This window comes from Arenibacter algicola, assembly GCF_018860365.1.
GTDB lineage: Bacteria > Bacteroidota > Bacteroidia > Flavobacteriales > Flavobacteriaceae > Arenibacter > Arenibacter algicola_B.
The window spans coordinates 170,058-181,720 of sequence record NZ_JAHKPO010000001.1; the positions used below are offsets into that span (position 1 = coordinate 170,058).

Sequence of the window (11,663 nt, forward strand, 5' to 3'; positions counted from 1 at the left end):
ATATTTAAACCCACAAAGAAAAACGGCAATGCGTAAAAAAGGGGGTAATATTTGGGGTAATAAAATTGAAAAAAGACGAATTATATAATTATTTTTAAATATCCATGGGTGCTATAAGGGGTTATTAACCACCATATCCTCAAATTTAACGGTATAAACCTCTCCATAAATCTTTTCATAAAGCTTGGCAAAATTGTCGTAAGCAGTATGCGCCAAACTTAATTTTCCCTGCCTAATAAGAATTTGCAATTTGATCTGTAACGCATGCTCATTTAAATCATCGTAGATATACATAACGGATGCCAAGTCGTACATTAAAGTGCTATGCCTATCCAGATCCAGTATTTTTGAAATATCATAGCAGAATTCTATGATTCTATTGCTCATATTTTCAACTATGGGATCCAACCATGAATCACTCATGTTTACGAAAAATCTATCTGCCTTTAATATAGAGAACATTTGCGGTAATTGCTCTTCCAAATAAGCAACCGCTATATCACTTCTACCCAAATCGTTCAAATAATTCAAAACCTCCTGATAATCACAAAAACAATTTTTTCCGATATCCAGATACCAACTTTTGTCCCGAAATGTCAAATTCATTTCTTTGGCTTCGGACAAAATGGCCCTAAGGTTCTGTATATTGGTCCCTCTGGTATTCTTGGCATTCTTTGGGCTCATCCCCGGCCAAAGTGCCTCGGTAAGTTTTTTGGTGCTAATTCCATCCTTGTCGCCAATACTATGCAATAAGACAATAACAAATAGCTGTTTTAACTTGGGGGACAATTTTTTGGCAATATCAACACCTTCAGAATTTATAATGCGCAGGGTTCCAAAACAAAGTATTTTTTCAGCTGCATTAATTAAACTCTTCTGGTCCCTGTTGTGATGTTTTTTTACCGGTTCTTTGGGTACCGGCGACAACTTTGCCCTGATTAATCCTTTCTTCCAGAATTTAAGCGCCAAGAAAATAATTAAAAATGCAGCAATAGCTATTCCTATTTTTACATACAGGGATGATACCACAGCATAGTTCACTTCTATTTTTTGGTATTCCTTGGCAATTTCATTCGCATTAAGTTCACGTTTCCATATTTTAATATTTGACAAGTATCCTATAAAAAATTCTTGCCATAAATTACTTCCTATTACAATATTATAATCGGAGGTATCATAGTCCTCAATTAGCTTGATCTTATCCGTCTGCACCCCATTCACAAAGAACAAAAGTTCATCGTTCACTTTGGAGTGCACCAGAGCCACATGGGTCCATTCATTTAATGGCACTGGAGACGTCTGTGATATATAATCTTTTATATCCGCCATGGTAAAGGTCAATAGGCCTTCGTGCAACTTTAAAACAAAGTTATCCCCCTTCCCCAATATACTGTTGTTGCTCGTTAGAACAGTTGGCTTAACCCAAGCCAAGATGGTAAAACTACCCTCCAAGGCCGTCCTACTGTCCAATCCTGCATCCACATAAGCCCCCTCATTAAAATAACCCACCTTTCCATGCACCTCATCTTCTTGAATCTTTACATTATTAACGATAAGTTCCTTGTCGTTTTTCCTAGTGGTATTCTTAATTGCCGTGCCAAAGGTAAAATGGTCTGTTAGACCGTATTCAAAATCCAAGGGAAAACCAATAAATTCCTTAAGATTACCACTATTTTCCGGGGTGGTATAAATGATATCGGGTGAGAAATAATAGCCCGCTTTGTGCGGAATAAACACGGGCAAGTTTTCATTTAGATCTATTGGAAGGCTAAAATGTCCGTTTACAACAAGGTTCCTATGATTTTTGAAGCTAACCCCATTCAACAAACCAGACTTGGACCTTACTGTTCCAAATATCCTGCTTTTTTTATTTAGGTCGAAGACAAGGCTATCTGCTTTAGCGAACAACTCGGGATCAATATGAATGAAATTGGGCATTTTTCCGGAACGCTTCCAAATATCCGTAAAAACACTATCCTTTAAAAATTCCTTATCCAACACCCTCACCTCCCCCAGTTCCTTTGCGGTATCAAATTTGGAGGCCTCTTTACCACTGGCCAATGCATCCAATTGAATAGTCTCTACCTTTTGTACTGGTATCTGCGGAACCCAAGATTGAGAAAGGAAGTCTTTTTCAAAAACCTTATCGGTCAGTAATATGAGCGAATCATTTTTTTTCGCCAATTGTTCCAAAAGAGGATTGTAATTCTCCTGATAGTCCGAAATATAGAGAGCTATGGTAGTTTTACCATTAAGCAGAAAAGGTAAATCATTACTTGTAATTTGATCAATATCGATCAAAATATGGGAATGTAGACGTATATCCCATTTATCCTCTTCGGAAAGAAGTTGATATTCCTGTGCGGTTCCCACTTTCAACAATAGAAGTAAAAACAACAAACAACATTTAGAAATTATACTTCTTTGCAACATTTACGTAATAATCCCGTATAGGGCATTTGTATCAACTACGCAATTTACTAAGAATAAATAAAATTTCGTCCGTGGAAATTATCCGAAGTATATCTGTACCGAACAATTTAATTTTAACACCTAGAATGCCATCCCATACAAAGGCTATGACCTGCCTACATCCTATCCGGCACCTGTATCCCCAAAAGTCCGAAGGCCGATTTTATAACCTCGCTAACCTTTTTAGCCAATTGAACCCTGAATATTTTTTTGCTCTGATCTTGCTCCCCTAAAATGGAAACATTTTGATAAAAGGAATTAAACTCCTTCACCAAATCATAAGTATAATTGGCAATTAGAGCCGGACTATAGTTATCGGCCGCCAATTGGATAGTTTCTGGAAACAACTGCAATTGTTTCAACAATTCTTTCTCTTTCTCGTGTAAATCCGTCAACTTTTGAGAGCTGTTCAGGTTCTGTTCCAATTCTTCCGCCTTTCTCAAAATAGATTGGATCCTGGCATAAGTATACTGAATAAAAGGCCCGGTATTTCCTTGAAAATCCACAGACTCCTCCGGATTGAACAAAATTCTCTTTTTGGGATCCACCTTAAGAATGTAATACTTTAAGGCGCCCAGTCCTATAATTTTATAAAGCTCTTGTTTCTCTTCTTGGGAGTAATCTTCCAACTTGCCCAATTCCTCGGAAATATCAGCGGCAGTTTGGCTCATATCATCCATTAATTCATCGGCATCCACTACAGTACCTTCCCTACTCTTCATTTTTCCACTGGGCAGATCTACCATGCCGTAACTTAAGTGATACAGTTTTTCGGCCCACGAAAAGCCCAACTTCTGCAAAATGAGGAACAATACTTTAAAGTGGTAATCCTGTTCATTGCCAACGGTATAGACCATACCTTTCACATCTGGGTTATCCTTTACCCTTTGTATGGCAGTACCAATATCCTGGGTCATATACACTGCCGTACCATCTGAACGGAGTACAATTTTTTCATCCAGACCCTCGTCCGTTAGGTCTATCCAAACACTGCCATCTTCCTTTTTATAAAATATTCCCCTTTGCAATCCATCCTCCACAAAGTCTTTGCCCAACAAATAGGTGTTGCTCTCGTAATACAGTTGATCAAAGTCAACTCCCATGTTTTTGTAGGTTATCTCAAAACCATCATATACCCATTGGTTCATTGTCTTCCATAGACCTACCACCTCTTCATCGCCGGCCTCCCATTTTCTCAGCATTTCCTGAGCTTCCAATAAGATAGGTGCCTCTTTTTCTGCGACTTTTCCATCAACACCATTAGATATCATGGTAGCAATTTCGGCCTTATAGGCCTTGTCAAAAGCTACGTAATAGTTCCCCACCAATTTATCACCCTTTAGCCCCGTACTCTCCGGAGTTTCCCCATTGCCAAAGCGTTGCCAGGCAAGCATACTTTTACAAATGTGTATCCCCCTGTCGTTAATGATCTGGGTCTTATAGACCTTCTTCCCTGAAGCCTTTAGGATTTCTGCCACGGAATATCCCAATAAATTGTTTCGGACATGTCCCAAATGCAGAGGTTTATTGGTATTGGGGGACGAATATTCCACCATTATGGCCTCATTAGTACTTTGGGAAACAAAACCAAAATCTTGCAGATTCCTTATTCCTTCAAAAAAATCGAGGTAATATTCATTGCTAATGGTAATATTCAAAAATCCTTTGACCACATTGAAATCGGTCACCTCTTCCACTTCCTCTTTTAGGAACTGTCCTATTTGTTCACCAATTTGTACCGGATTTCCCTTTACAAATCGCAACATGGGAAAAATAACCGCAGTAATATCGCCCGCAAAATCTTTTCGAGTAGGTTGAAATTCTACCGTTGGCAATTCAACTTTAAAAATAGAGGTAACGGCTTCTTTTACCTTTTGGCTTAGGACTTCTTGAATGTTCATTAATTTCGGCGTTTACGGCTGCAAAATTAAGCATTTTTTATTCTTTCCCCTTATTGTTAGGGATAAGTAGACTATAAAGAGGGAAGATTTTTTTAACTTTATATTTCTATGTGGTGCAAATTACCATAAGATGATGTTTTAATCTGGATATCCATAAAGTTTATGTTGCTGAACGTTTCCTATAACAATAAAGAAATTACAAGAAAAATTGATGAAGAGGTAGGCAAACCTTTTACCTTAAAAGAACGCTTTGCCTTGGACGGCATTGGATCTCCCAAATTATTCATCGTTGACAGTAGTATAGAAATTAAAAATCTATTGATCCTGGACAACAATACCAACACCTGCAATATTGAATTACGGCCCAAAGGGATCATAATTCGCTTTAGGTCCCTACTCGAGACCTTTGGGCTTATTATTCCATACTATAAGTTTACCCTGTACAAAACCGATCTTGGCCTATATACTATATACAGGGACCAGTATTTCATCAAAATAAAATCTGACACCAAGGCGATCCAGAAATTTTTTACAAAATTATTGGGACATAGGGCGGACAATGCGCCTACCAATATAGAGGACCTCTAACAACTCATAGAATAAATACCAAAAGCCAACCTATAAAACAATGAAGCTTTTTGTTACCTTGTATTAAAACCGGTATTATCAAAATATTTAATTCTTATCGTAAAATCCCATTACTTTCCGTCTCTATCGGAATCCTTTTGATATCTACATTGATTGTCTTTATCGCTACCGAGGAAACCTATAATGCCATTGAAATAGCCTCCATTTGGGTAAGAAACTATTTTGGTTATTTCTATTTATATCTTGGTTTGGGATGTGTGCTTCTATTAGTGGCTATAGCACTATCCCCTTTGGGAAAAATAAAACTGGGCAAGAAAAATGAAAAACCCGAGTTTACCATTTGGGCATGGACAGCCATGCTTTATAGTGCAGGAATGGGGGCTGGAATTTTGCTCAGGGCAGTACAGGAACCCGTTTTCATGCAACAGAATCCTCCCTACCTTTCAGATTTACCGTCAGATATCCTAGCCTTGGAATTTACTTTTTATCAATGGGGGTTTACAGCATGGGCGTTTTATGGACTTTTTGCCATGACCATAGGTTATTATCTTTTTGTAAGAAAGAAAAAAGTATTGATCAGCTCAACTATAGAGGATATATTACACAATAAAGCAGCTAGAACAGGTATTGACGTGCTCACCATTATGACCACGGTGTTTGGCCTGATTGCCGCAATAGGCCTTGGGACAACCCAAATTAATGGTGGGCTGATCCACATTACCTCCTCAAATTTCGGCTTGGTCACTACCTTATTCCTAACCACCGTTATTTCGGCATTGGCCTTTTATTCTGCATGGAAAGGAGTTAACAAAGGCATTCAGGTACTCTCAAAAATCAATATTCTTATTACCCTGGCCGTACTATTTTTTACTTTTTTCCAAAGTGATATTCTTAAGGTAGTTGGTAATTTTTTAGAGGCTAGCTTTCATTATATAATGGACTTTATCCCCATGAGCCTGGCCTATGGCAGTTACGACCCTGGATTAACCTTTCTTACCGACTGGACTTTCTATTATTGGGCATTTTGGTTGGCATGGGCACCTTTTACAGGAATATTTATTGCCCGGATCTCCAAAGGGCGCAGCCTAAGACAGCTATTATTGGGTGTTTTGATTATCCCCAGCATGGGCACCTTTTTTTGGTTTTCAGTATTTGGCACCTCGGCCTTCCAACTTATTGAGGGATGGGGAAGCTATAACAACGAATTTGACGGAGTGTTTTCCTCTATTTTTGTATTCTTTGGGAACTATCCTTTTTCCACATTCCTAAATATTACCACCATATTATTGCTGATAGGTTTTTTGGTAACCTCCGTGGACTCTGCTGTTTTTGTATTGAGTATGTTTTCGGACAGGGGCAAAAAAGACCCCAGCAAAAAACATCGCTTAATTTGGTCCCTGTTTATCTTTTTGGCAACGATTGCCCTAATTCTATTGGGCAATGCCAAACCAGAGGTAGACATATTGATTGCCGCCCAAAAGTTACTGATTATAACTTCGCTTCCCTTTGCCTTTTTCATGGTATTTATGGCCCTGGTATTTGTCAAGGAGCTATTGAGGTACCATAAGAGTTATCCTTTGATCGGCAAAAAATAGGAAACTATTATTCTTTGGGCAGAAACACCTCGGCCATCATACAACGTGCACTTCCACCACCGCAGGTTTCAATGGTATCCAAAGGACTATGGATAATGGCACAATGCTTCTCTATCGTTTGAATCTGTTGTGGCTTTAAACTATTGTATGCCGCCGTGCTCATTGCCAAATATCGTTTTTCACCCATTCCTAAAACTTGTAGCATATTCCCTGCAAAATGGTGCATTTGCTTTTCCGAAATGGAAATAATCTCCTTACCATCCTGTTTTAAGTGGTTCACTACATTCTTCTTTTCCTTTTTATCGTCGATGGAATCCAAACAGATAACGGCAAATGTTTCTGCCAAACACATCATTACATTGGTATGATAAATAGGTTTTCGGGTACCTGCCACAGATTGATTGGCCGTAAATACGATAGGGGTATACTCAAAATCCTCACAAAACTCTATAAACAAATCCTCATCCGCCCTATCCGACAGAGCGCAATAAGCCTTCTCATTTACCCTATCCAACACAACACTGCCCGTTCCTTCCAAAAAAACGCCCTCTTCCTCAGCCGAGGTATAATCCATTAGATTTTCTATAACAAACCCCCTCTGCTCCAAAAGAGCAAGAATATCTTCCCTTCTTTCATTTCTTCTATTCTCGGCAAACATAGGATAAAGCCCTACTGTTCCATCGGCATGGAAGGAAACCCAATTATTGGGAAATATGGAATCTGGAGTATCCAAATCCTTCTTGTCATCTACAACAATAACATTTACCCCCTTTTCCCTTAACTCCAATACAAAAGCATCAAACTCCTCCTGTGCCTTCACATTTATTTCCTGGTTTTTTAAATCGAGGTCCTCCTGAAAATAGTTGTTTACTGCGGTTTGCTCGTTCATTCGAAAATTCACTGGGCGCACCATCAAAATGGTATTTGTAATTTGCATTTTATTCGTCACTTTTCAAATTGGGTATTACAAAGCCTTCTCGCTTTAAATTTGTGCAAAATTAATTCATTTATTTCCCAGTATGGACTAGTATGTGAAAAATAGAAATACATTAGTCCCTTACCAAGGGCAAGGTGCTACACCTTAAAAGTCCTTCTTGTTTAGCTATCTCGGCATATGCTATTTCCTCGACCGTAAAACCGTGTTCGCGCAACCAGTTATTCAATCTGGTAAAATTACGCTCAGAGACCACTACACTGGGGGATATGGAAAAAACGTTGCTCACCATATTATACATCTCTTCCTTGCTGATCTCAAAAACATTGTCGCTTCCAAAAAAATCCAACAGCCATTGATACTCCTCTTCCCTTAAAAATCCATTCTTATGTAAAATGGCCTTATTTTTTCCAACGGGCTGAAAACAACAGTCCAAATGCAGGGCATTTTCCCTGGCATTGGTATTCGACTTTCTAAGTTCAAAAGCCTTTACCTTTTTATTTGGGAATTGATTGGCAATAAATTCCACCGCCTCTTTATTGGTACGGGCCGTAATATAATCAGCGTAGTCCGCCCCCGTATAAGTACCCATAAAAATATACTCTCCCCATGGCATAACATCGCCTCCTTCTACATGAACCTCCTTTGGAGGGTAGATTATCTGATCCTCATCTATTTTACTGAGCACATATTTAATTGCTTGAAATTCCTTTTCCCTATCCGGAAGAATATTAGCTTTCACCAACTTATTATCTATAACAAAAGCAATATCCCTAGAAAATATTTGATTGCAATCCTTTAAGACCCTAGGCCTAAACACTTGAACATCGTATTTGGCAAATACTTGGGCAAAACCGTCCATTTCCCTTACCATATCCGCTTCCATAGGATAGGTACCGGCCAATATATGCTCCAATGACTTGGGGTCGTAGGCCTCTTCAGGTTTTGGAATGGGTCCACAGCTTTTGGCAGTTCCAAGAACCACCGATCTTAACCGCGAAGTTTCATCCTGTACATTCAACTTTAGCATAACTGCTTTTTAGGTAAAGATAGAAATACTTATTTTGATAAATAAAAACTGCCCTTTGTATATTTAACACAAAGGGCAGTCACAAATAATTTGTTTTCTATCTATCTCTTGTCCAAAGGAACAAAAGATCTGCTTTTCTCACCAATATATACCTGTCTTGGTCTACCGATAGGCTCATTGTTCAATCTCATTTCCCTCCATTGGGCAATCCAGCCCGGTAAGCGTCCCAAAGCAAACATAACGGTAAACATTTCGGTAGGTATACTCAATGCCCTATATATTATTCCTGAGTAAAAATCTACGTTGGGATATAATTTTCTGTCTACAAAATATTTATCCTCCAAGGCCTCCTTGGCCAAGCCTTTGGCGATATCCAAAATTGGATCATCTATACCCAAATCTCCCAAAACTTCCTCTGCAGCCTGCTTGATAATCTTTGCCCTTGGATCAAAATTCTTGTATACCCTATGTCCAAAGCCCATTAAACGAAAAGGATCGCTCTTGTCCTTGGCCTTGGCCATATATTTTTTGGTATCCCCGCCATCGGCCTCAATTGCCTCCAACATTTCCAATACCGCCTGATTAGCTCCTCCGTGAAGCGGTCCCCAAAGCGCACAGATACCTGCAGAAATAGAGGCAAATAATCCAGCATGTGAGGATCCTACAATACGAACGGTAGAAGTAGAACAGTTTTGCTCATGGTCTGCATGCAAGATCAATAATTTATCCAAGGCCTCTATGACGATCTTATTCTTTTTATATTCCTGGTTAGGCTTTTTGAACATCATTTTATGAATATTCTCAACATAACCCAAAGAGTCGTCCCCATAATCCAAGGGCAAACCTTTTTTCTTTCTTAAGGTCCATGCCACCAAAACAGGAAATTTGGCCAAAATCCTAACAATGGCCCAATACATTTCCTTTTCCGAGGACACGTTTACCGAGGTTGGATTAAAGGCGATCAGGGCACTGGTTAAACTGGAGAGTACACCCATTGGATGTGCCGATTTTGGAAAACCATCCAAAATCTTCTTCATCTCCTCATCTACATGGGACTCAGCTTTTATATCCTGATGGAATTTATCCAACTGGTCTTGATTTGGCAAGGCTCCAAAAATCAACAAATAGGCTACTTCCAAGAAATCGGCCTTTTCCGCCAATTCCTCAATAGAATATCCTCGATACCTTAAAACTCCTTTTTCACCATCCAGAAAAGTAATGGCACTCTCACAAGAGCCCGTATTCTTAAACCCAGGGTCTATCGTTATCATTCCTGACTCGGCTCTCATAGTTTTGATATCTATAGCCAACTCATTTTCGGTACCTTCTATAACTGGAAATTCAAATTTCTTTCCGTTGTATTCTAATGTTGCGTTATTCGCCATTTCTTAAATTCCTGTTTTATTCGATTGTTCGTAAAAATACTAAAAACACCCAAGGTTAACAATTGAAGATTTTGTTATTTATTGAATAATTATGAAATATTTTGAAAACCGGATATAAATGCAATTCTATTGGTTAATGGAATATAGATATTTGTAGTAATCATCTACCGATTTTTCCCAAGTAAACCTCATCTTTTTGGCATTATCCTGAATCTCTTTCCACTTTGGCTTGTCATTTACAAAAACATCCAAAGCCTGATCAAGTACCAGGATCATATTTTTAATTTTATCATCATAGGTCTTGCCATCGAAGCTAAATCCAGTTTTCATGTGTTCCACAGTATCTCTCAAGCCACCAGTATTATGTACCAGGCATGGATTGCCATTACGCATGGCCAACATTTGGCTAATACCACAGGGTTCAAATAAACTGGGCATAAAATACAGGTCCGACTCCAAGTAAATGGAATCTATTAAATCTTCGGATTGACCGTTGGTGAAAATAAAATTTTTATGTTCATAGCTCAACTGACGAAATAGTTCCTCATATTCAGGGGCACCCGTACCCAAGAGCATAAAAATTCCATCCACTTTCTTCAGTCTTTTCAAAATCTCTACAAAGGCTTCCGGCGAACGTTTAAAAAAATAGAATTTCTGTTCGGTTAAACGTGCCACACTTGAAACTATAAATTTAGGCCTATCCGTTACAAATTCCATTACCTTTTCTCCGGTATGCGCTAGAAAATCGGCCTTGTATTTCTTGGATTCCTCCTGTAGCCACCTAAATAGTGCCTTAACAGTATTTCTATATAACAACCCCTTTTCTGCCGCGCGAATATTTTTGTAGTTGGAACCATTGAGAATCCCGAACAACCTCCCTTGATTGTTTGCTTCCTGTAAATCCGTTTCCAAACCTTCACCTCCAATAAATTCGGGCGGATTACTAGGCCTAAGCACATCTTCCTTATAAGAAGGGGATACCGTATGAACGGCATCTGCCAACCGGATACCCACAGCCATAAGGTTAATACAGTCCTGGTATCTATAGTCCATCAACTTCTTTTCATCTAAGGACAAATTGGGAAACCAATTTCCCAATGAAGAGTAATTATTATAAAAGGGACGAATACCTTGAATGGCCAAATTATGAATGGTATAGACATAGCGCATTTTCTTTAAGGCCTGATATTCCGGATGGTAGGTTTTTAAAAACAAAACCAGACTGGAATGCCAATCATGCATATGAACAATATCCAATTCCCCAAATGCCCCCACCTTTATAGCTTCTGCCACGGCAGTACAAAAAATAGTAAACTTAATATTATCCGTATAAAAAGCTTCTTCCGGATCGTCGTGATATATATGTCCTATTTCCCCTGCAGTAATTTCAGGGTGATGTATAACGTAATGATGTAAATTTGCAAACTCCTTTTTAGGGGGTACTTCGTACAGCTCTGCAACATAGACCATTCCCCGTAGGTTTAGATTAAGATTGGTAATGAAGGTTCCATTTTGATGTAATCTTGAATAGGAAGGTACTACTACATGCGCCATGTCCCCCCTTTCAGAAATCTGCCGAGGAACATCCCTAACCACATCACCCATACCGCCGGCCTTACACTTTGGAATACCGTCATTCTCAGCAGCAACAAATAGAAAGTTATTCATTTAATCTAGAATTTGGTTATATATATTGGTATACTAATAAAAGTAGGATAATATAATTATTTATTTCTGATAAGTAAACAAACCTCCATG

At 38.7% G+C, this 11,663-nt stretch carries 8 protein-coding genes; 2 read left to right on the plus strand and 6 right to left on the minus strand.

Annotated features, from left to right (window positions below; all coding sequences use genetic code 11):
• Positions 1-111: 111 nt before the first annotated feature.
• Both KO529_RS00725 and argS read right to left on the minus strand, forming a co-directional pair.
• A complete protein-coding gene (locus KO529_RS00725; protein ID WP_215946034.1) occupies positions 112-2,397 on the minus strand; it encodes a LamG domain-containing protein in 2,286 nt (761 codons plus the stop codon).
• 191 nt (positions 2,398-2,588) lie between these two features.
• Positions 2,589-4,373, minus strand: a complete 1,785-nt coding sequence (gene argS / locus KO529_RS00730; RefSeq protein ID WP_215946035.1) for an arginine--tRNA ligase — start codon at positions 4,371-4,373, stop codon at positions 2,589-2,591.
• Between the two features lie 162 nt (positions 4,374-4,535).
• Here argS and KO529_RS00735 point away from each other — a divergent pair, with 162 nt between their 5' ends.
• Both KO529_RS00735 and KO529_RS00740 read left to right on the plus strand, forming a co-directional pair.
• Positions 4,536-4,961 (plus strand): hypothetical protein, encoded by a 426-nt coding sequence (locus tag KO529_RS00735; protein ID WP_215946036.1) that lies wholly within the window; start codon positions 4,536-4,538, stop codon positions 4,959-4,961.
• Between the two features lie 50 nt (positions 4,962-5,011).
• Positions 5,012-6,556 carry a BCCT family transporter gene (locus KO529_RS00740; protein WP_289847731.1) on the plus strand — a complete coding sequence of 515 codons (1,545 nt, stop codon included), beginning with the start codon at positions 5,012-5,014 and terminating at the stop codon, positions 6,554-6,556.
• A gap of 7 nt (positions 6,557-6,563) precedes the next feature.
• Here the strand turns inward: KO529_RS00740 and ctlX are convergent, their stop codons facing one another.
• From ctlX to KO529_RS00760, 4 genes are all read right to left on the minus strand, one after another.
• Positions 6,564-7,493, minus strand: coding sequence for a citrulline utilization hydrolase CtlX (gene ctlX / locus KO529_RS00745; RefSeq protein ID WP_215946037.1), 930 nt, complete (start codon positions 7,491-7,493; stop codon positions 6,564-6,566).
• Positions 7,494-7,605: 112 nt separating this feature from the next.
• Entirely contained in the window at positions 7,606-8,520 is a 915-nt protein-coding gene (locus KO529_RS00750) for a dimethylarginine dimethylaminohydrolase family protein (RefSeq protein WP_215946038.1), read from the minus strand.
• Between the two features lie 101 nt (positions 8,521-8,621).
• On the minus strand, positions 8,622-9,905 hold the full coding sequence (locus tag KO529_RS00755; RefSeq protein ID WP_215946039.1) for a citrate synthase: 1,284 nt from the start codon (positions 9,903-9,905) through the stop codon (positions 8,622-8,624).
• 126 nt (positions 9,906-10,031) lie between these two features.
• On the minus strand, positions 10,032-11,573 hold the full coding sequence (locus tag KO529_RS00760) for a glycogen synthase (protein ID WP_215946040.1): 1,542 nt from the start codon (positions 11,571-11,573) through the stop codon (positions 10,032-10,034).
• Positions 11,574-11,663: the final 90 nt, after the last annotated feature.